Raw genomic sequence first — 20706 nt, forward strand, 5'->3', positions numbered from 1 at the left:
TGCGAGGGGGCCGGCCGTAAGGTGCGGGCATGAGCGAGCCGGAGTTCGTGACCCTGCAGGTCGACGGTCCGGTCGGCACGATCCGGCTGGACCGGCCGAAGATGAACGCCATCGACGAGCAGGTGCACTGGGAGGTGCGCGCCGCGGCCCTGGAGGCCGGCTCCCGGGAGGACGTGCGGGCCGTCGTCCTCTACGGCGGTGAGCGGGTCTTCGCCGCCGGCGCCGACGTGCAGGCGATGGCCGGGCTGACCGGCGCGAGCATGGTCGCCTGGGGGCGGGAGCTCACCGCGTCGTTCACCGAGGTGGCCCGGATCCCCAAGCCGGTCATCGCCGCGATCACCGGCTACGCGCTGGGCGGCGGGTACGAGCTGGCGCTGTGCGCGGACTTCCGGGTGATGGGCTCCGGGGCGAAGGTGGGGCAGCCGGAGGTCCTGCTGGGCGTCATCCCCGGTGCCGGGGGCACCCAGCGGCTGGCCCGGCTGGTCGGCCCGGCCAAGGCCAAGGACCTGGTCTTCACCGGCCGGCACGTGGGCGCGGAGGAGGCGCTGGAGATGGGGCTGGCCGACGCCGTCGTCCCGGACGACGACGTGTACGCCACCGCGGTGGCGATGGCCCGCAAGTTCGCCGCCGGCCCGCCGCTGGCGCTGGCCGCGGCCAAGCGCGCGATCGACGAGGGGCTGGACGGGTCCCTGGCGGCCGGGCTGCAGCTGGAGAGCCGGCTGTTCGCCGAGCTGTTCGACACCGAGGACCAGGCGACCGGGATGCGCTCGTTCCTGGAGCAGGGGCCGGGCAAGGCCACCTTCACCGGCCGGTGAGCGCCCCCGCCGACCTCGACCGCTCCGACCGCGCCGGCCGGGCCTGGGTCGAGCGCGCCGTGGCGCTGGTCGAGGCCGACGCGCACCGCAGCGCCGACACCCACCTGCTGGTGTTCCCGCTGCCGGCGGAGTGGGGGATCGACCTCTACCTCAAGGACGAGTCGACCCACCCGACCGGCAGCCTCAAGCACCGGCTGGCGCGGTCGCTGTTCCTCTACGCGCTGTGCTCCGGGCAGCTGCACGAGGGCAGCACGGTGGTGGAGGCCTCCAGCGGCTCGACCGCGGTGAGCGAGGCGTACTTCGCGCGGATGCTCGGGCTGCCCTTCGTCGCGGTCATGCCGGCGGCCACCAGCCCGGAGAAGATCGCGCTGATCGAGTTCCACGGCGGCCGGTGCCACCTGGTCGCCGACGCCGGCAGCGTCTACGACGAGGCCCGCCGCATCGCCGCCGAGTGCGACGGCCACTACCTGGACCAGTTCACCAACGCCGAGCGGGCCACCGACTGGCGCGGGAACAACAACATCGCCGAGTCGGTGTTCGACCAGCTGGCCCGGGAGCGGCACCCGGTGCCGGAGTGGGTGGTCGTCGGGGCGGGGACCGGTGGCACGAGCGCCACGATCGGCCGGTACCTGCGCTACCGTCGGCTGCCCACCCGGCTGGCCGTCGTCGACCCCGAGGGGTCGGCGTTCTTCGCCGGCTGGCGGGACGGCGACCCGGCCGCCACCGCGCGCGGGTCGCGGATCGAGGGGATCGGCCGGCCCCGGGTGGAGCCGTCGTTCGTGCCCACGATCGTCGACCGGATGGTGTGCGTCCCCGACGAGGGGTCGCTCGCGGCGATGCGGCACCTGCAGCGGGTCACCGGCCGGCGGGCCGGTGGCTCGACCGGCACCAACCTGTGGGGGGCCTTCGGGCTGGTGGCGGAGATGCTCGCCGCGGGCCGGACCGGCAGCGTGGTGACGCTGCTGTGCGACGGCGGCGAGCGGTACGCCGACACGTACCACTCCGACGCGTGGGTGGCGGCCCAGGGGCTGGACCTGGGGCCCTGCACCCGGACCCTGGAGCACTTCGCCCGGACCGGGGAGTGGCAGCCGCCGACGTGACGGGGGCCACCCTCCGCGCCGTCATTACCGATGAGTAACCTCGACGATCGGCAGCGAGGCGGGCCCCGCCCGCGCCCCGACGAAGCACCGCGGAGGTCGTCTGACGATGGACATCGTCGTTCTGGTCAAGCAGGTCCCCGACTCCGGCAGCGAGCGGAAGCTGGACCCGGCGGACAACACCGTCGCCCGGGCCACCGCCGACAACGTCATCAACGAGATGGACGAGTACGCCATCGAGGAGGCGCTGACCCTCAAGGAGGCGCACGGCGGCGAGGTGACCGTGCTGACCGTCGGCCCGGACACCGCCACCGACGCGATCCGCAAGGCGCTGTCGATGGGCGCGGACAAGGCCGTGCACGTCAGTGACCCGGCGGTGCACGGGGCCTGCGCCCCGCAGACCAGCGCCGTGCTCGCCGCCGCGCTCTCCCGGCTGCAGTACGACCTGGTGCTCTGCGGCGCCGAGTCGACCGACGGCCAGGTCTCGGTGATGCCCGCGCTGCTGGCCGAGCGGCTGGGCATCGCGCAGCTGTCCGGCGCCCGCAAGCTCACGGTGGAGGGTACGACGGCCCGGGTCGAGCGGCAGACCGACGGCGGCTACTGGGCGCTGGAGGCGCAGCTGCCGGCGATCGTCTCCACCTGGGACACGATCAACGAGCCCCGGTACCCCTCCTTCAAGGGGATCATGGCCGCCAAGAAGAAGCCGGTGGAGACGCTGACCCTCGCCGACCTCGGCATCGACCCGGCCACCGTCGGCCTGGCCACCGCCACCAGCGCCGTCGTCGACTTCGCCGGCCGCCCGCCCAAGGGCGAGGGCGTCAAGGTCGTCGACTCCGGTGACGGCGCCGACCAGCTGGTCGGCTTCCTCGCCGAGCAGAAGATCGTCTGAGCCGGACCCCGAGGAAGAGGAGCAGCGGAACATGGCAGAGGTCCTGGTCCTGGCCGAGCTGAACCCGGCCGGCGGCGGTGCGCGCAAGACGACGCTGGAGGCGCTGACCGCCGCCCGCGCCCTGGGTGAGCCCTCGGCGGTCGTGCTCGGCGTGCCCGGCACCGCCGCGTCGGTGCGTGAGCAGCTGGCCGAGTACGGCGCGGCGACGGTCTACGTCGCGGAGTCCGACGACGTCGACGCCTACCTGGTCGCCCCCAAGGCCGAGGTGCTGGCACAGCTGGTCGCGGAGAAGCAGCCGGCGGCGGTCGTCATCCCGTCCTCGTCGGAGGGCAAGGAGATCGCCGCCCGGCTGGCTCTCAAGACCGGTAGCGGCTTCCTGACCGACGTCACGGAGATCGCCCCCGACGGCACCGCCACCCAGGTGGCCTTCGCGGGGGCGACGATCGTGCACTCCAAGGTGACGGTCGGGACGCCGATCTACACGCTGCGCGGCAACTCGGTCACCGCCGAGCCCGCCCCCGCCGCCGGCACCGAGGAGACCGTGGCGGTCTCGGTCTCCGAGCAGGCCCGGCAGACCCGCGTGGTCGACCGGGTGGTGGAGCAGAAGAGCAGCCGCCCGGAGCTCACCGAGGCGTCGATCGTCGTCTCCGGTGGCCGCGGCGTGGCCAGCGCGGAGAACTTCGCCCTCATCGAGCGCCTGGCCGACGCGCTCGGTGGCGCCGTCGGCGCCTCGCGGGCGGCGGTCGACTCCGGCTTCTACCCGCACACCTTCCAGGTGGGCCAGACCGGCAAGACCGTCTCCCCGCAGCTGTACATCGCGGTGGGCATCTCCGGTGCGATCCAGCACCGCGCCGGCATGCAGACCTCGAAGACGATCGTGGCGGTCAACAAGGACCCCGAGGCGCCGATCTTCGAGCTGGCCGACTTCGGGGTGGTCGGGGACCTGAACACCGTCGTCCCCGCCGCCACCGAGCAGATCGCCGCCCGCACGTAGTCGTTCCAGCACGTCCCTCGCTGGTCGGGCACCGACCTCGGGTCGGTGCCCGACGCGCGTGTGGGGCGTCCACGTCCACCACCCGGGCGCCCGGCGACCGGCCTCGTTCCGCGGCGCCTACGCTTGCCGGTGCCATGACCCACCAGGACCTGCCATGACCTACCTGGACCACGCGGCCACCACCCCGATGGTGCCGGCCGCCGTCGAGGCGATGGCCGCGCAGCTGGGCCGGGTCGGCAACGCCTCCTCGCTGCACGCCAGCGGCCGCGAGGCCCGCCGGGTGGCCGAGCAGTCGCGCGAGCAGCTGGCCGCGGCCCTGGGTGCCCGCCCGTCGGAGGTGCTGTTCACCGCTGGCGGCACCGAGGGCGACAACCTCGCGGTCAAGGGGCTGTACTGGGCGCGGCGGGGGGCCGACGACCGGCGGCGCCGGATCGTGGCCAGCCCGGCCGAGCACCACGCCGTCCTGGACAGCGTCGAGTGGCTGGAGAAGCACGACGGCGCCGAGGTCACCTGGCTGCGGGTCGAGCCCAGCGGCCGGATCACCCCCGAGGCGCTCGCCGACGCCCTCGGCGACGGGGCCGACGTGGCACTGGCCAGCGTCATGTGGGCCAACAACGAGATCGGCGCGGTCAGCGACGTCGCGCGGCTCGCCGAGGTCGCCCACGCCGTGGGTGTGCCGCTGCACACCGACGCCGTGCAGGCCGTCGGGCAGCTGGCCGTGGACTTCACGGCCAGCGGCGTCGACGCGCTGACCATGACCGGGCACAAGCTCGGCGGGCCGATGGGCGCCGGTGCGCTGCTGCTGCGCCGCGATGCCGAGTGCACGCCGCTGCTGCACGGCGGGGGGCAGGAGCGCGACGTGCGGTCGGGCACCCTCGACGTCGCCGCGATCGTCGGGCTCGCCACCGCGACGCAGCTGGCCGTCGCCGACCGGGTCGAGCGGGGGGCGCGGGTCGCCGCGCTGCGCGACCGGCTGGTGGCCGGCGTCATCGCCCGGGTGCCCGACGCGCAGCTCAACGGACCCTCGCTCGACGACGTGCTGGCCGGGGGGCCGGGCCGGCTGCCCGGCAACGCGCACCTCTCCTTCCCGGGTGCGGAGGGCGATGCGCTGCTGATGCTGCTCGACGCCCGCGGCATCGAGTGCTCGACCGGGTCGGCGTGCAGCGCCGGCGTCGCCCGGCCCAGCCACGTGCTGCTGGCGACGGGGGCCGATGCCGCCCGGGCCCGCAGCTCGCTGCGCTTCAGCCTCGGTCACACCTCCACCGACGGCGACGTCGACGCCGTCCTCGAGGTGATCGCGCCGGTCGTCGAGCGGGCGCGCCGCGCCGGCACCGGGCGGTCCTGACCATGCGCGTCATCGCCGCGATGAGCGGGGGAGTGGACTCGGCGGTCGCCGCCGCGCTGGCGGTGGAGGCCGGGCACGACGTCACCGGGGTGCACCTGGCGCTCTCCCCGGACCGCCAGCAGCTGCGCAGCGGGTCGCGGGGGTGCTGCAGCGTCGAGGACGCGCACGACGCCCGGCGGGTCGCCGACGAGCTCGGCATCCCGTTCTACGTGTGGGACCTGGCCGACCGGTTCCGGGAGGACGTCGTCGAGGACTTCGTCGCCGAGTACGCCGCCGGCCGCACGCCCAACCCGTGCCTGCGCTGCAACGAGAAGATCAAGTTCTCCGCGGTGCTGGATCGCGCGCGGGCGCTGGGCTTCGACGCCGTCGTCACCGGCCACCACGCCCGGCTGGCCGACGGCGTGCTGCGCCGCTCGGTGGACGCCGCGAAGGACCAGTCCTACGTGCTGGGCGTGCTCACGCCGGCGCAGCTGGCCGGCGCCGCCTTCCCGCTGGGGGGCATGACCAAGGAGCGGGTGCGCGAGCTGGCCGCCGAGCGCGGCTATGCGGTGGCCGCCAAGCCCGACTCGCACGACATCTGCTTCATCGCCGACGGCGACACCCGCGGCTTCCTCGCCCGCCGGCTGGGCGAGCAGCCCGGGCCGGTGGTGGACGCCCTGACCGGGGAGACCGTCGGCACCCACGCCGGCGCCTACGGCTTCACCGTCGGGCAGCGGCGGGGACTGGGGATCAGCACCGGTGACCAGCGGCCGCGCTACGTGCTGGGCATCGAGCCGGTGAGCCGCACGGTGACGATCGGCACCGCCGAGCAGGCCGAGGTCGGCGAGGTGCACACCGGGGCACCGACGTGGACCGGGCCCGCGCCCGCGCTGCCGCTCACCGCGGAGGTGCAGCTGCGCGCCCACGGCACGCCGGTGCCGTGCACCGTCTCCACGGCCGCGGACGGCGGCCTGCGGATCGAGCTGGGGCGCCCGCAGCGGGGCGTCGCGCCGGGCCAGTCGGCGGTCCTCTACGAGCCGGACCCGGTGCACGGTGACCGGGTGCTCGGCCAGGCCGCCGTGTGTCCGGCGGGTTAACACTGCTCGTCCTCTCCCAGCAGCCTCTTGGGCCACTCCCTGAGGGCCGCTAGCGTCCCGTGACGGACCGGTCCACCCCGGTCCGTTCCCTCCCGCTCCCATGCGGGAGGCACGTCAGCTCCGTCTCCGGGTCGCCCTCGCGGGTGGCGTGGTGACGCCTGTCCACGGAGGACTCCTTGCGCCGAACGCGCCTGTCCCTGGCTCTCGCCCTGGCGGTCAGCACCTCCGCCGCCGCCCTCGCCTTCCCGGCGGGCGCGTCCGCGGAGACCACCGCTGCGGCGGACGTACCGGTCCAGCTGCTGACCGTCAACGACTTCCACGGCCGGATCAACCAGCCCAGCGGTGACGACGGCGAGGCGACCGCGCCCGGCCCGGACGGCGCCTACGGCACCGCCGACGACGTCGTCGTCGAGGTCGGTGGCGCGGCGAGCCTCGCGGAGACCATCGAGCGCGCGCGTGCGGGCTTCGTCGCCGACGGTGGCGCGGCCGAGGACTCGCTGCTGATCGGCCTGGGCGACGTCATCGGCGCCTCGCCGTTCGAGTCCAGCGTCTTCCGCGACGAGTCGACCATCGAGGTCGCGAACGCCCTCGGCATGGCCGTCTCCGTCGTCGGCAACCACGAGTTCGACCGCGGTACCGACGAGCTGCGCCGGGTCTCCGGGGTCACCGACGGCGTGGCCAGCGACGACGTGACCGCCTGCGAGGGCGTCTCCGAGGCGGAGGGGACTGGCTGCTTCACCGACAGCACCGGCGCGGCGTTCGCCGGCACCGCCTTCCCGTACCTGGCCGCGAACGTCGTCTCCCGCGACACCGGTGAGCCCATGCTGCCGCCGTACGCGGTGGTCGAGGTCGCCGAGGGCAAGGCCGTCGGCTTCATCGGGGCGGTCACCGACACCACCCCGACCATCGTCTCGCCCGGTGGCATCGCCGACGTCGAGTTCGTCGACGAGGCCGAGGCGATCAACCGGTACGTGCCGGAGCTGCGGGCGCAGGGCGTCGAGGCGATCGTCGCGCTGGTGCACGAGGGCGGGGAGAACCCCGGTGCCGACGCCGCCGACCCGAACGGCTGCGCCCAGCTCAGCGGTCCGATCGCCGACATCAACGCCGAGACCGACGCCGCGGTCGACCTGATCGTCAGCGCGCACAGCCACCAGGGCTACAACTGCATGCTCACCGACCCGGCGGGCCAGCCGCGGCTGGTCACCCAGGCCGAGTACTACGGCCGCATGTTCACCGACATCCGCCTGGTCCTCGACGGTGCCACCGGGGACGTCGACCGGCTCTGCGCCGACTACCGGGCCGGCAACGTGCTCAACGTGCGCGAGGCCGAGAACGTCGCGATCGCGGAGGTCGTCGACCACTGGACGGCGCAGGCGGCCGAGGCCGGGAACCGCGTCGTCGGGGAGGCCGCCGCGGACATCCGCCGGGCCGGCACCCTCGGGCCGGACGGCGTGTTCGTCCCGGTCCGCGACGGCGAGTCGAGCCTGGGCAACCTGGTCGCGCAGATGCAGCTGGAGGCGGTGCAGGACGACACCTTCGGGAACCCGGTGCTCGCCTTCATGAACCCCGGTGGGCTGCGCACGGACATCCTGGCCGGCGAGGTCACCTACAGCGAGCTGTTCAACGTCCAGCCCTTCGGCAACACGGTCAACGTCGTGACGCTGACCGGTGCCGACGTCCGGGCGGTGCTCGAGCAGCAGTTCCAGGGCGACCAGGGCCGGGGCAGCCAGCTGATCCTGGGCACCTCGGAGGGCTTCAGCTACGAGTACGACCCGGCGCAGCCGTACGGGCAGCGGGTGGACCCGGGTTCGATCACGCTGAACGGTGAGGTGATCGATGCGGCGGCCACCTACCGGGTGGCGGCGAACTCCTTCCTCATCGGCGGCGGCGACGCCTTCACCGCCTTCACCAACGGCACCGACCCGGCCACCGGCCCGGTCGACGTCGAGACCGCGGTGGCGTACTTCGAGGCCAACTCCCCGGTGGCTGCCCCGGCCGCGGACCACGCGCAGCAGACGACGTTCGCCACGCCGCCGACCCCGGCAGGGCTGGGGGGCACCACCACCACCGAGCCCGAGCCGGTGACCACGGTCGACGGCGTGAGCGGCCTCCAGGGCGTGGCGGCGGCCGGGTTCGAGTGCCCGGCGGAGCCCACCGAGCCGACGCCCACCGAGCCGACGCCGACCGAGCCGACGCACCCGTCGCCGGTCCCGACCGAGCCGACGCACCCGTCGCCCACGCAGCCGGCGCCGACCCAGCCCACGCTCCAGCCCGTGGTGGGTGGCGGCATGGACGACGGCTCCCGTGGTGGCGGCAAGGGGAGCGGCGGGTCGCTGGCCTACACCGGTGTGCCGACCGCGCAGCTGGTCGGACTCGGCGCCGCCCTGCTGGCGGCCGGTGGGCTCGTGACGGCGGCGGGCTACCGTCGGCGCCGTGGCCTCGCCGACTGAGTTCCCGGACGACAGCACGACCCCCGGCACCGACGTGCCGGGGGAGCAGGACCTGGGGCCGGCTCCCGTGTCGTGGGGGCCGGCCTCCGGCGTCGGGTCGCTGCCCGGCACCGACCCGGTCGAGGCGATGCGGGTGGTGGTCGGTGAGCTGCCGGACTTCCCGCACCTGCCCGAGCTGCCCGCGCGCGGTGCCGGGGCGGACATGATCGGCCGCTCCGCCGGCCTGCTGGTCGACCTCGCCGTCGACCTGGTCCCGGCCGGCTGGCGGCTCGTCCCGCGCCCCGGGGCCGACCAGCGCCGGGCGCAGGAGATCCTGGCCCGCGACCTCGACGCCCTCCACGAGGTCGCCGAGGGCCACGTCGGTCCGTTCAAGGTGCAGGTGGCCGGTCCCTGGACGCTGGCCGCCGGGCTGGAGCGCACGCGGGGCGACCGGGCCGTCGTCGACGCCGGTGCCCGCCGGGACCTGGCCCAGTCGCTCGCCGAGGGCGTCGCCGCCCACGTCGCCGCGGTGACCGGGCGGGTGCCCGGCGCCCGGGTCGTCGTCCAGATCGACGAGCCCTCGGTGCCGGCCGTGCTGCAGGGCGGGCTGCCCACGATCAGCGGTTTCGGCAAGCTGCCCGCGGTCGAGGCGCAGGTGGTGGAGGAGGAGCTCGCCGACCTGGTGGGCGCGATCGCGGCACCGGTGGTCGTGCACTGCTGCGCCAACCGGGCCCCGCTGGAGCTCTTCCGCGCCGCCGGGGCCGCCGCCGTCTCCTTCGACCTCGGGATGGTCCAGGACCTCGACGACCTCGGCACCGCGGTCGAGGCCGGCACCCACCTGCTGGTCGGTGTCGTGCCGGGGACGGACGCGGCGCTGGGCGCGCCGAAGGTGACCGCCAGCCGGGTCCAGTCGTGGTGGCGGGAACTGGGCTTCCCGGTCGAGCACCTGCACGAGGCGGTCACCCTGACACCCGCCTGCGGCCTGGCCGGGGCGAGCCCGGCCTACGCCCGGGCGGCGATGCAGCACGTGCGCGAGGCGGCGAAGTTCCTCCTGCCCGACTGAGCGGTCTCCTCCCCTACGGTGAGTGAGTCTTATCCCCGTCCGAACTGCTGCCTACCGTCGTAGGTGATGCCACGCCCGCCTGACCCAACGCTCCCGAACTGCCCGACCCATTCCGGGTCGTCCGTTCGCAAGCAGGGCACCTATGGGAACCCGCCCCGGCCGCGACTGCGGTGCTTCTACGAGGCCGCGGACGGAACGATCCACAAGCACGGGCTGAGGCCGCCGCCGAAGCCGGCCGGCGTCTGGGGACGAGTTGCCGGCAGCAAGTACGGCATCGAGGAAGTCGCCACGGCGCTCGTCGATCTCGCGCGCGGGGCCACCTACACGGAAGCGGCTCGACTGGCTTGAGGGCCGCCCCGTCGGCCACGCCAGTCGTACACCCGTGCGCGAACACCAGGCGGATCCTCGGACCAATCGTCGGTGACGACGTACACATGGTGCGAGCCATCAGCCATCACGACCTCGAACTCCGTGGGTGGAGAGTCGCCGAGAACGCTGCCGTCAAGTGGCCCACCGCGCGCAACAGCCCTGGGGATGAACGCCGGGCCGATGGTCACCCGGCCACGGTAGGCGACGAAGCGGGTGGCGGGGAGACACTTCACTCCGTAGTCGCCGTCCGAGCGCTCCGCGTAGAACCCGCTCGTCCATAAGGGGGCGGTCTCAGCCGAGACCGCCGACGGGAGACACGGGGACGTCGTCGCGCGGGCAGGTCCACGCTGCCTCGCCGTCCCGGAGTGCGGGGGCGAGCGGGTGCGTGGCCGGGTGCCGCGGGCAGGGTGGCCAGTTCGTGGGTCGGGAACCCCACAGGGCCTCGATGGCCCACTCCTGCACGGAGTCGGCCGCCTTGACCACCTGCTCCGCGTAGGGCTGACCGAGGGTGACGGCGACACCCTGGCCGCTCCCGTCGGCGCTCCACAGCATCGCGCCGGCCCGGCCGGGGTCCCCCGTCCAGTCGCTCGCCTCGATGCGCGGCAGGGGAACGCCGGTCGCGACCAGGTCGGCGAGCACGGGGGCCAGCGCCCGGGTCAACTGCTGGTCCATGGGTCCATGGTGGCCCACTGGTGAACGGTTCGCCCGGCTGTCGTCAAGGTCCTCGTCGCATCTGTGGACGGGCCTTTGACCTGGACATTCGACTGGTCGACGTTGTCGGTCGCCGGTAGACTTCGAACGCACGTTCGAATTGGTGGGAGGTGTCCGTGAGCCGGTCGGCGACGCTGGACGCCGTTGCGCCGAATGTGGTCGCGGAGCTGCCGGCCGAGGGCCTGAGTGAGCTGGATGCGGCGCTGGCTGCGTTGGCCGGGGAGGGGCTGCACGGGCTGTCCGACGGTCAGGTGTTGGACCGGACGGCGGTGCTGGTGGCGGTGCGGAACCGGTTGGACGCGGAGCTGACCCGCACGGTGCGGCACGCGGAGAGCACGCAGGCGTGCGAGCGGGATGCGCTGAAGAGCATGCGGTCGTGGTTGATCGGGCACGCCCGGCTGGCGCCGGTCGAGGCGTCGCGGATCCTCCGGGCCGGGCGTGCCCTGGAGTCCTTCCCGGCGCTGGCGGCGGGGTTCGCCGTGGGTTCGGTGTCCGCCGCGCAGGTGAACGTGGTGGCGGAGAAGGTCGGCCCCGGTGAGGTGGCACAGGCCCAGGAGCAGGGCATCGACCTCGCGGAGTTCGATCGAACCTGGGCGGTGATCGCCGCCGGTGCGCCGCATGAGTCGTTGAAGACCGCGGTCGCGCTGTTCGAGGCCGCGCTGGACCCCGACGGTCCCGAGCCGGACCCCACCGAGGGGAGGCGGCTGTCGATCGCCAAGCACGCCGACGGCAGCATCACCGGCCGTTTCGACCTGGACGCGGTCGGGGGTGAGAAGGTGCAGGCGGCGATCGAGTCGATCGTGCAGGCCGACCGCCCGAAGGGTGACACCCGCACCCGCGCCCAGCAGCAGGCCGACGCGTTCGTTCAGCTGTGCGACAACCAGCTGGCGAGCGGCAACCTGCCGACGCTGCGCACGGTGAAGCCGCATGTCGTGGTCGGGATCGACGTCGAGGACCTTGTGGACCCGGCCACCGGCGCGGGCGCTGCGGAGATGGGGTTCGGGGCCATGATCTCCGCGGCACGCGCCCGCTACCTGGCCTGCGACGGGAGCATCTCCCGGATCGTGATGGGCCCCGACGGCACTCCGCTGGACCTCGGGCGGGACCACCGGGTGGTCACCCCCGGACTGCGTAAGGCCGTCGAACGGCGCGACAAGTCCTGCGTCTTCGCCGGGTGCGGCGCCCCGACCTGGTGGTGCGACGTGCACCACGTCATCCACTGGCTGCACGGCGGCGAGACCAGCCTGGCCAACTCGGCGCTGTTGTGCGAACGGCATCACACCAAGGTGCATCACGGGTTCCGGGTCGAGCGACAACCCGACGGGCGATGGCGCACCTTTCGCCCCGACGGCACCGAGATCTTCATCGGACCACTGCTCACCTGATGCGATGGTCCGCTGCCCGCTGCCCGCTGCCCGCTGCCCGCTGCCCGCTGCCCGCTGCCCGCTGCCCGCTGCCCGCTGCCCGCTGCCCGCTGCCGTGACCGGGGGCGTTCGGAGGCGCCGGCAGGCCACCACGGGTGACCGGGGCGCACCCCTGCGGATCGACCGGGGCGCACCCCGCGGATGACGCGGTGGCGACCGCCGTCTCCCGTCGGACCCGCCGGTTACGGTTTCCCGCGTGAGCACCGAGGTAGGGGTGGAGCAGGACGTGGTGGGCGGGCCCGACCAGCCCGTGGTCGAGGCGGCCGTCGACCGGGCGGACCTCACCGAGGTCCCCGACGACGCACGCACCCGGCACCGCGACCTGTCCGAGGAGCTCGACCGGTACGCCTTCGCCTACTACGTGCAGGACGCGCCGCTGGTCAGCGACGGCCAGTACGACGAGCGCCTGGGCGAGCTGAAGGCGATCGAGGCGGCCCACCCGGCGCTGGTCACCCCCGACTCGCCGAGCCAGAAGGTCAACGGCGGCTTCACCGCCACGTTCGCCCCGGTGCAGCACCTGGAGCGGATGCAGAGCCTGGACAACGTCTTCTCCTCCGACGAGCTCTCCGCCTGGGCCGCCCGGGTCGAGCGGGACGCAGGCACCGGCGTCAGCTGGCTCTGCGAGCTCAAGATCGACGGCCTGGCCGTCGCGCTGCTCTACGAGAAGGGTCGGCTGGTGCGCGCGGCCACCCGCGGCGACGGCACCACCGGTGAGGACGTCACCGCCAACGTGCGCACCATGCGCGACGTCCCGCAGCAGCTGAACGGAGCGGACCTGCCCGACCGGCTCGAGGTGCGCGGGGAGATCTACTTCCCGGTCGCCGCCTTCGCCGACCTCAACGCCGCGATGGTCGAGCAGGGCAAGGCCCCGTTCGCCAACCCGCGCAACGCCGCCGCCGGCTCGCTCCGCCAGAAGGACCCGAAGGTCACCGCCTCCCGGCCGCTGCAGCTGATCGTGCACGGCATCGGCGCGCACGACGGCTGGCAGCCCGAGCGGCAGTCCGAGGCCTACGCCCGGCTGCGCGAGCTCGGCCTGCCCACCAGCGGGCGCTACGAGGTCGTCGACGACCTCGAGGCCGTCTGGGGCTACATCGAGCGCTACCGCGACCAGCGGCACTCCGTCGAGCACGAGATCGACGGTGTCGTGGTCAAGGTCGACCAGGTCGCGCTGCAGCGGCGGCTCGGCTCGACCAGCCGCGCCCCCCGCTGGGCGATCGCCTTCAAGTACCCGCCCGAGGAGGCGACGACGAAGCTCCTCGACATCCGGGTCAACGTGGGCCGCACCGGCCGGGTCACGCCGTTCGCCTACATGGAGCCGGTCAAGGTCGCCGGCTCCACCGTGCAGCTGGCCACGCTGCACAACGCCAGCGAGGTCCAGCGCAAGGGCGTGCTCATCGGCGACACCGTCGTCATCCGCAAGGCCGGTGACGTCATCCCCGAGGTGCTCGGTCCGGTGGTCGCCGCGCGCACCGGCGACGAGCGGGCCTTCGTCATGCCCACCCACTGCCCCGAGTGCGGCACCGAGCTGCGGCCGGAGAAGGAGGGCGACGCCGACATCCGCTGCCCGAACTCCCGGTCCTGCCCGGCCCAGCTGCGCGAGCGCGTCTTCCACGTCGCCGGCCGCGGCGCCTTCGACATCGAGGTGCTCGGCTACGAGGCCGCGATCGCGCTGCTGGAGTCGCACCTGCTGACCGACGAGGGCGACGTCTTCTTCCTCGACGAGGACGCGCTGTGCCGCACCGACTTCTTCACCAAGAAGGACGGCACCCTCTCGGCCAACGGGCAGAAGCTGCTGGCCAACCTGCAGGCCCGCAAGGACGTCCCGCTGTGGCGGGTGCTCGTCGCCCTCTCCATCCGGCACGTCGGCCCCACCGCCGCGCAGGCGCTGGCCCGGGAGTTCCGTTCGATCGACCGGCTGATGGCCGCCGGCGAGGACGAGCTGGCCGCCGCCGAGGGCGTCGGCCCGACCATCGCCACCGCGGTCCGTGACTGGTTCGCCGTCGACTGGCACCGCGACGTGGTGGAGAAGTGGCGCCGGGCCGGGGTCCGGATGGCCGACGAGGGCGAGGACGCCGGCCCCGGCCCGCTCACCGGCGTCACCGTCGTCGTCACCGGGTCGTTGCGCGACCACAGCCGTGACCAGGCGATCGCCGCCATCCAGCAGCGCGGCGGCAAGGTCACCGGGTCGGTGTCGAAGAAGACCGGCTTCGTCGTGGTCGGGGCCGACCCGGGCAGCAAGTACGACAAGGCGGTGCAGGTCAAGGCGCCGATCCTGGACGACGACGGGTTCCAGGTGCTGCTCGAGCAGGGGCCGGACGCCGCCCGCGAGGTCGCCACGATCGGCGACGGCAGCGCCGAGGACTGAGCCGCGCGACTCAGGCCGGGGGCATCCGGGCGACGGTCGCGGCGATGCCGGTCAGGTGCGCCAGCCGCAGCAGCTCCGAGCGCCGGAACGCCGGGCCGCCGGACCGGCCGAGGAGCACCGCCCGGCCGCCGTCCAGCGGCGCGGCCATCATCTCCACCGCCAGTTCCTGCCAGCGCGCCGGCACCCACTCCGCCTCGCTGGGCAGCAGCAGCGGCCCGGTCAGCGGCAGCCACGGCATCGCGACGCCCTCCAGCGACGGCGCGGCGTCGGAGGCGGCGAGCACCCGCACGTCCGCCGCGGAGCCGGTGAGCACCACCGCCCACCCGCTGTGGAACACCCGCGGGAGCTCCGCGGCCAGCACCTTGGCCGTGCCCTCACCGGCCGGCGCGAGGGCCTCCAGCAGGTCCAGCTCCCGGTGGGTGTCCAGCGGCCCGGCGAAGGGACGCAGCGACTCCACCTGCACCCCGTCGACCGCGGTGACCGCGGTGATCAGGCTGTCGGCCACCCGCTCGGGCGGCAGCTCGACGACGATGTCGTCCACGGCCACGCCGTTGCCGCGCTCCAGGACGTCGACGGAGACGATGTCGATGCCGGCCTCACCCAGCGCGGTGGACACCGCGCCGAGGATGCCGGGCCGGTCGGGCACGACCAGCCGCAAGAGGTAGGACACGTCGACCCTCCGGTGCCGTCAGGTGCAGGCCGATCTCCGTCGATCGCGGGCACCTGCAGCCTCCCGCATGCGGGCGCCTGCACCAAGCCCGGCTCGCACGGGTCCGCACGACGCCCCACGTACAGTTGACAAGCCGAACGAGGCAGTGGATGGACAGTCGACGAAGTGGGGCCCGCGACAGCATGAGCAGCATCTCTCGGGACGACGTCGCGCACCTGGCGCGCCTGGCCCGGTTGGCGGTGACCGACGACGAGCTCGACCGCTTCGCCGGGCAGCTCGACCAGGTGCTCGCCGCAGTGGCCCGCGTGGGCGAGGCCGCGGTGGGCGACGTCCCGCCGATGACCCACGCCGTCCCGCTGACCAACGTGCTGCGCGCCGACGAGGTCACCCCGAGCCTGCCTCGGGAGGCCGTGCTCGCCGCCGCCCCGGCCGCCGAGGACGACCGCTTCCGTGTCCCGCGCATCCTGGGGGAGTCCGAGTGAGCGACCTGACCACCCTCGACGTCGCGGAACTCTCCCGGCGGCTGACCGCCGGTGAGGTCAGCGCCGCCGAGGTCACCCGCGCCCACCTCGACCGGATCAGCGCCGAGGACGGCGCCCTCGGCGCGTACCTGCACGTCGACGGCGAGGCCGCGCTGGCCGCCGCCACCGCCGTCGACGAGGCGCGCGCCACCGGCACCGAGCTGGGCCCGCTGGCCGGTGTGCCGGTGGCGCTGAAGGACCTGGTGGTCACCGAGGGCGTGCCCACGACCAGCGGCTCGAGGATCCTCGAGGGCTGGCGGCCGCCCTACAGCGCGACGATCGCCACCCGGCTCGCCGAGGCCGGCACCGTGCTGCTCGGCAAGACCAACATGGACGAGTTCGCGATGGGCTCCTCCACGGAGAACTCCGCCTACGGCGTGAGCCGCAACCCGTGGGACCACGATCGCATCCCCGGCGGCTCCTCCGGTGGGTCCAGCGCCGCCGTCGCCGGTCACCTGGCGCCCTGGGCCATCGGCACCGACACCGGCGGCTCGATCCGCCAGCCCGCCGCGGTCACCGGCCTGGTCGGGCACAAGCCCACCTACGGCTCGGTGTCCCGCTACGGCCTGATCGCGTTCTCCTCCAGCCTCGACCAGGCCGGCCCGATGGCCCGCACGGTCCTCGACGCCGCGCTCATGCACGAGGTCATCGGCGGCCACGACCCGCGCGACTCGACCAGCATCGACGCACCCGTGCTCGGGCTGGCCGACGCTGCCCGCGCCGGCGCCGCCGGCGACCTGAGCGGCGTGCGGGTGGGTGTGGTCCGCGAGCTCGGCGGGGACGGGCACACCGAGGGCTACGACCCCGGTGTGCTGGCCCGCACCCGCGAGGCGATCGACCTGCTGGCGAGCCTCGGCGCCGAGGTCAGCGAGGTCTCCTGCCCGTCCTTCGACCTCGCGCTGCCCGCCTACTACCTCATCGCCCCCAGCGAGGCGTCGAGCAACCTGGCCCGCTACGAGGGCGTCCGGTTCGGCCTGCGGGTCGGCGACGACGGCAGCCACGACCTCGACGAGGTCATGGCACTCACCCGCGAGCAGGGCTTCGGCCCGGAGGTCAAGCGCCGGATCATCCTGGGCACCTACGCGCTGTCCAGCGGCTACTACGAGGCCTACTACGGCCAGGCGCAGAAGGTCCGCTCGCTGATCGCCCGCGAGTTCACCGCCGCCTTCGCCGGGGTCGACGTGCTGGTCAGCCCGACCAGCCCCACCGTCGCCTGGCCACTGGGCGCCCGGGTCGAGGACCCGATCGCCATGTACGCCGCCGACCTCTGCACCCTGCCGGCCAGCCTGGCCGGGCTGCCGGCGATCTCGGTCCCCAGCGGCCTGGCCGACGGCCTGCCCGTCGGCCTGCAGGTCATGGCGCCCGCGCTCGCCGACGACCGCTGCTACCGGGTCGCCGCCGCGCTGGAGGCCGCCCAGGACGCCGCCCGCGGCCATCGCCTGCTCGACGAGCTCCCGACGACGGCCGGGACCCCGGCGTGAACGGCCCGCTCAAGGCCGCCTGGGGGCTGACCGCCTTCGTGATCGTCGCCGGGATCGTGCTGTGGGCCGTCACCGGCCGCGCGATCTTCGCGGTCTTCATCGTGCTGGGCCTGCTCACCGCGGTCGGCGCCTGGTTCACCGGGCGCACCGCGCCCACCTCGAAGCAGACCCGGGTGCAGGGCGAGCTCAGCTACCCGGAGGAGAAGGAGTGACCGCCACCATGACGGACCGGCTGGTCGAGTTCGACGACGCCGTCGCCCGCTACGAGCCGGTGATCGGCCTGGAGACCCACGTCGAGCTGGGCACGGCGTCGAAGATGTTCTGCGGCTGCTCCACCACGTTCGGTGCCGAGCCGAACACCCAGACCTGCCCGGTCTGCCTCGCGCTGCCCGGCTCGCTGCCGGTGGCCAACGTCGCGGCGATCGAGGCGACCATCCGGATCGGGCTGGCGCTGGGCTGCCGGATCGCGAGCTGGTCGCGGTTCGCCCGGAAGAACTACTTCTACCCGGACATCCCCAAGGGCTTCCAGACCAGCCAGTACGACGAGCCGCTGTGCACCGCCGGCCACCTCGACGTCGAGGTCGACGGGCAGACGTACCGGGTGGAGATCGAGCGGGTGCACCTGGAGGAGGACACCGGCAAGAACCTGCACGTCGGCGGCGCCACGGGGCGGATCCAGGGCGCCGACCACTCGCTGGTCGACTTCAACCGCGCGGGCATCCCGCTGGTCGAGATCGTCACCCGGCCGGTGCCGGGCGCCGGCGCCAAGGCGCCCGAGGTCGCCCGCGCCTACGTCACCGAGCTGCGCGAGATCCTGCTGACCCTCGGGGTCTCCGAGGTGCGGATGGAGCAGGGCAACCTGCGCTGCGACGTGAACACCTCCCTGGCCCCGGCCGGCAGCCTCGAGTGGGGCACCCGCACGGAGACCAAGAACGTCAACTCCCTGCGATCGGTCGAACGAGCCGTCCGGTACGAGATGCGCCGTCAGGCCGCCCTGCTGGACGACGGCGGGACGGTGCGGCAGGAGACCCGGCACTTCCACGAGGACACCGGCTCCACCTCGCCCGGGCGCAGCAAGGAGGAGGCCACCGACTACCGGTACTTCCCCGAGCCCGACCTGGTGCCGCTGGCCCCGGACGCCGCGTGGGTCGAGCAGCTGCGCACCGCCCTGCCCGAGCTGCCGGCCGCCCGCCGGGCCCGGCTCCAGCAGGAGTGGGGCGCCTCGGCCACCGAGATGACCTGGCTGGCCAACGCCGGTGCCCTCGGCCTGGTCGAGCAGACCGTCGCCGCCGGGGCCAGCCCGGCTGAGGCCCGCAAGTGGTGGCTGGGCGACCTCGCCCGCCGGGCCAACGAGCTCGGCGTCGAGCTGGACCAGCTGGCCATCACCCCCGCCCAGGTGGCCGAGCTGACCGGGCTCATCACCGCGGGCACCGTCAACGACAAGCTCGCCCGGCAGGTCCTCGACGGCGTGCTCGCCGGTCAGGGCGGCCCGGCCCAGGTCGTCGAGGCGCAGGGGCTGGCGGTGATGGGGGAGTCCGACGAGCTGGTCGCCGCCGTCGACGCCGCGATCGCCGGTGCCCCCGACGTCGTGGAGAAGGTCCGCGCCGGCAAGGTGCAGGCGCTGGGCGCGCTCGTCGGGCAGGTCATGAAGGCCACCCGCGGCAAGGCCGACGCCCCCACCGTCAAGCGCATGCTCGAGGAGCGGGTGCTCGGCTCCTGACCGGCCTACGGTGGCCGGCGTGGACCTGCCGGCCGTCGAGCTGCGCCCGCTGACGCGGGCGGACCTCGGGCTGGTCGGCCGGTGGCTGGCCGAGCCGCTGGTCGCGCGCTGGTGGCACCACGAGTGGACGCCGGACGCCGTCGAGCGGGACTTCGGTCCCTGCGTCGACGGCGCCGAGCCCACCCGGGTGCTGCTGGGGGTGCACGGTGGTGCGCCGTTCGGACTGGTCCAGGTCTACGCGTTCGCCGACTACCCGGAGCACGTCGCGGAGCTCACCGCGGTGTGCCCCGTCCCGCCGGGCGCGCTCAGCATCGACTACCTGATCGGTGAGCCGGCGGCCCGCGGCCGCGGGCTGGCCGCCGCGATGATCGCCGCCGCGGTCGCCCTCGGCTTCGCCGAGCACCCCGAGGCCGACGACGTCCTGGTGCCGGTCGCGCTGGGCAACGAGGCGTCCTGGCGGGCGCTGCAGCGGGCCGGCGGCACCTGGTACGCGGCGGGCGAGCTGACACCGGACAACCCGATCGACCCGCCCGATCACGTCGTCCACCGCTTCGTCCGGCCTCGCTAGACCGGGGAGCTGGCCTCCGACGACGGCGGGGTCACCCGCAGCACCTTGTCGTCGTCCTCGGCTGGCTCGCCGATGCCGTCGCGGTTCGAGGTGGTGATCCACAGTGCGCCCGCGGGGTCGACGGCGACGCTGCGGAGCCGCCCGTAGCGCCCCTCCAGGAACGACTGGGGTTCCTCGACCGGCCGGCCCGCCTGGTCCAGCTGCACGATGGTCACCCGCTCGCCGTCCAGCGCACCGAGGAACACGTAGGGCCCGCTGACCGCGCAGCCGCCCAGTCCGCCCTCGGCTGCGGGCACCTCCAGCACCGGGCGGGTGCCCTGCGGGCCGACGTCGCCGTCGGGACGCACGGCGTCCAGCGCGTCGGGGCCGGTGACCGCCTCGTCGGTGGCGTACACCCGCTCGTCGGCGCCGACGCACAGCGCGGTGACGTCCTGGTGGCCACGGGAGGTGACCGGCCCGGCGCCGACCGGCTGGCCGAAGACGTCGACGGCGAGCACCTTGCCGGCCAGCGAGGCCGGGTCGGCGGCGAGCGCCGCGTCGCCGGTGTCGCCGGTGCCGACGTAGAGCGTGCCGTCCAGCCCGAACGCCAGGCCGCCGCCGTTGCCCACCTCGCCGCGGGGGATGCCGGTGAGGACCGGGTTGGGCGTGCCACCGATCGGGAAGCGCACGACCCGGTTGTCGGAGGCGGTGGAGACATAGGCGTAGAGCAGCCCGTCCTCGGGGAACGTGGGCGACAGCGCCAGCCCGAGCAGGCCGCCGTCGCCGGCGGTGTCGACCGGCAGGACCATCAGCTCCTGCGCCGGCGACCGGTCGGGGAAGACCTGCAGCAGCCGGCCGGTGTCCCGCTCACCGACGACGGCGGTGCCGTCGGGCAGGACCACCAGCCCGGTGGGGACGGCGAGCCCGGTGGCGACGACGTTGGGGTCGCCGGCCTGCTCCTGCCCGGTGCCGGGCGTGGAGGGCTGACCGGGGACGGGGGCGGGGGCGCTCTCCCGGGGCGGGCCGACCTGCGGCGGCTGGCCCTGGGGCTTCTCCCGGAACGGCCCGGACGGGGTGTACCCGCCGCCGCACCCGGTCAGCACCGTGCCGCCGAGCAGGCTGCAGGCGAGCAGGGCACCGGCCAGCCCGGTGCGCGTGCGCGCCGTCCGCCGTCCCACGCCCGCCACAGT

General features: G+C 74.3%; 18 protein-coding genes. 15 read left to right on the forward strand and 3 right to left on the reverse strand.

Going from position 1 to position 20706, the window contains the following annotated elements; translation table 11 throughout:
• Positions 1-29 precede the first annotated feature (29 nt).
• The 8 genes from ACI795_RS10115 to ACI795_RS10150 all read left to right on the forward strand — a co-directional run bounded on the left by ACI795_RS10115 (position 30) and on the right by ACI795_RS10150 (position 9708).
• Complete coding sequence (locus ACI795_RS10115) at positions 30-815, forward strand: enoyl-CoA hydratase/isomerase family protein (protein ID WP_457075365.1); 786 nt, start codon at positions 30-32, stop codon at positions 813-815.
• Positions 812-1915, forward strand: coding sequence for an L-cysteine desulfhydrase Cds1 (gene cds1, locus ACI795_RS10120; protein WP_457075366.1), 1104 nt, complete (start codon positions 812-814; stop codon positions 1913-1915). Before ACI795_RS10115 ends, cds1 begins: the two co-directional genes overlap by 4 nt.
• A gap of 106 nt (positions 1916-2021) precedes the next feature.
• Positions 2022-2801 (forward strand): electron transfer flavoprotein subunit beta/FixA family protein, encoded by a 780-nt coding sequence (locus tag ACI795_RS10125; RefSeq protein WP_457075367.1) that lies wholly within the window; start codon positions 2022-2024, stop codon positions 2799-2801.
• Between the two features lie 31 nt (positions 2802-2832).
• Positions 2833-3795: an electron transfer flavoprotein subunit alpha/FixB family protein gene (locus ACI795_RS10130; RefSeq protein ID WP_457075368.1), complete on the forward strand. Its 963-nt coding sequence runs from the start codon at positions 2833-2835 to the stop codon at positions 3793-3795.
• 154 nt (positions 3796-3949) lie between these two features.
• Positions 3950-5140 (forward strand): cysteine desulfurase family protein, encoded by a 1191-nt coding sequence (locus ACI795_RS10135; protein WP_457075369.1) that lies wholly within the window; start codon positions 3950-3952, stop codon positions 5138-5140.
• A 2-nt stretch (positions 5141-5142) separates the two neighbouring features.
• The gene (mnmA, locus tag ACI795_RS10140; RefSeq protein ID WP_457075370.1) at positions 5143-6216 is read left to right on the forward strand and encodes a tRNA 2-thiouridine(34) synthase MnmA; all 1074 of its coding nucleotides are present in this window, start codon (positions 5143-5145) and stop codon (positions 6214-6216) included.
• A 176-nt stretch (positions 6217-6392) separates the two neighbouring features.
• Entirely contained in the window at positions 6393-8666 is a 2274-nt protein-coding gene (locus ACI795_RS10145; protein ID WP_457075371.1) for a bifunctional metallophosphatase/5'-nucleotidase, read from the forward strand.
• Entirely contained in the window at positions 8650-9708 is a 1059-nt protein-coding gene (locus ACI795_RS10150) for a methionine synthase (RefSeq protein WP_457075372.1), read from the forward strand. The genes ACI795_RS10145 and ACI795_RS10150 overlap by 17 nt, the downstream gene beginning before the upstream one ends.
• A gap of 660 nt (positions 9709-10368) precedes the next feature.
• Here ACI795_RS10150 and ACI795_RS10155 read toward each other — a convergent pair.
• Entirely contained in the window at positions 10369-10749 is a 381-nt protein-coding gene (locus tag ACI795_RS10155) for a hypothetical protein (RefSeq protein ID WP_457075373.1), read from the reverse strand.
• Between the two features lie 221 nt (positions 10750-10970).
• On the opposite strand from ACI795_RS10155, the gene ACI795_RS10160 reads away from it, so the two are divergent.
• Complete coding sequence (locus tag ACI795_RS10160; RefSeq protein ID WP_457075417.1) at positions 10971-12173, forward strand: DUF222 domain-containing protein; 1203 nt, start codon at positions 10971-10973, stop codon at positions 12171-12173.
• A 235-nt stretch (positions 12174-12408) separates the two neighbouring features.
• Positions 12409-14577: an NAD-dependent DNA ligase LigA gene (ligA, locus tag ACI795_RS10165; RefSeq protein ID WP_457075374.1), complete on the forward strand. Its 2169-nt coding sequence runs from the start codon at positions 12409-12411 to the stop codon at positions 14575-14577.
• Between the two features lie 10 nt (positions 14578-14587).
• Here ligA and ACI795_RS10170 read toward each other — a convergent pair whose 3' ends face one another.
• The gene (locus ACI795_RS10170; RefSeq protein ID WP_457075375.1) at positions 14588-15247 is read right to left on the reverse strand and encodes an ACT domain-containing protein; all 660 of its coding nucleotides are present in this window, start codon (positions 15245-15247) and stop codon (positions 14588-14590) included.
• Positions 15248-15429: 182 nt separating this feature from the next.
• Here ACI795_RS10170 and gatC point away from each other — a divergent pair, with 182 nt between their 5' ends.
• From gatC to ACI795_RS10195, 5 genes are read left to right on the forward strand one after another with little or no spacing between them, the layout of a single operon-like run.
• Entirely contained in the window at positions 15430-15729 is a 300-nt protein-coding gene (gene gatC, locus ACI795_RS10175) for an Asp-tRNA(Asn)/Glu-tRNA(Gln) amidotransferase subunit GatC (protein WP_457075376.1), read from the forward strand.
• Positions 15726-17249: an Asp-tRNA(Asn)/Glu-tRNA(Gln) amidotransferase subunit GatA gene (gatA, locus tag ACI795_RS10180; RefSeq protein ID WP_457075377.1), complete on the forward strand. Its 1524-nt coding sequence runs from the start codon at positions 15726-15728 to the stop codon at positions 17247-17249. Before gatC ends, gatA begins: the two co-directional genes overlap by 4 nt.
• Complete coding sequence (locus ACI795_RS10185) at positions 17246-17461, forward strand: hypothetical protein (RefSeq protein WP_457075378.1); 216 nt, start codon at positions 17246-17248, stop codon at positions 17459-17461. Before gatA ends, ACI795_RS10185 begins: the two co-directional genes overlap by 4 nt.
• Positions 17458-18969 (forward strand): Asp-tRNA(Asn)/Glu-tRNA(Gln) amidotransferase subunit GatB, encoded by a 1512-nt coding sequence (gene gatB / locus ACI795_RS10190; RefSeq protein ID WP_457075379.1) that lies wholly within the window; start codon positions 17458-17460, stop codon positions 18967-18969. The genes ACI795_RS10185 and gatB overlap by 4 nt, the downstream gene beginning before the upstream one ends.
• 19 nt (positions 18970-18988) lie before the next feature.
• Positions 18989-19537 (forward strand): GNAT family N-acetyltransferase, encoded by a 549-nt coding sequence (locus ACI795_RS10195; RefSeq protein ID WP_457075380.1) that lies wholly within the window; start codon positions 18989-18991, stop codon positions 19535-19537.
• Here the strand turns inward: ACI795_RS10195 and ACI795_RS10200 are convergent.
• A complete protein-coding gene (locus ACI795_RS10200; RefSeq protein WP_457075381.1) occupies positions 19534-20694 on the reverse strand; it encodes a PQQ-dependent sugar dehydrogenase in 1161 nt (386 codons plus the stop codon). The genes ACI795_RS10195 and ACI795_RS10200 overlap by 4 nt on opposite strands.
• Positions 20695-20706 lie beyond the last annotated feature (12 nt).

The sequence above is a fragment of the Modestobacter sp. SYSU DS0290 genome (assembly GCF_054050955.1).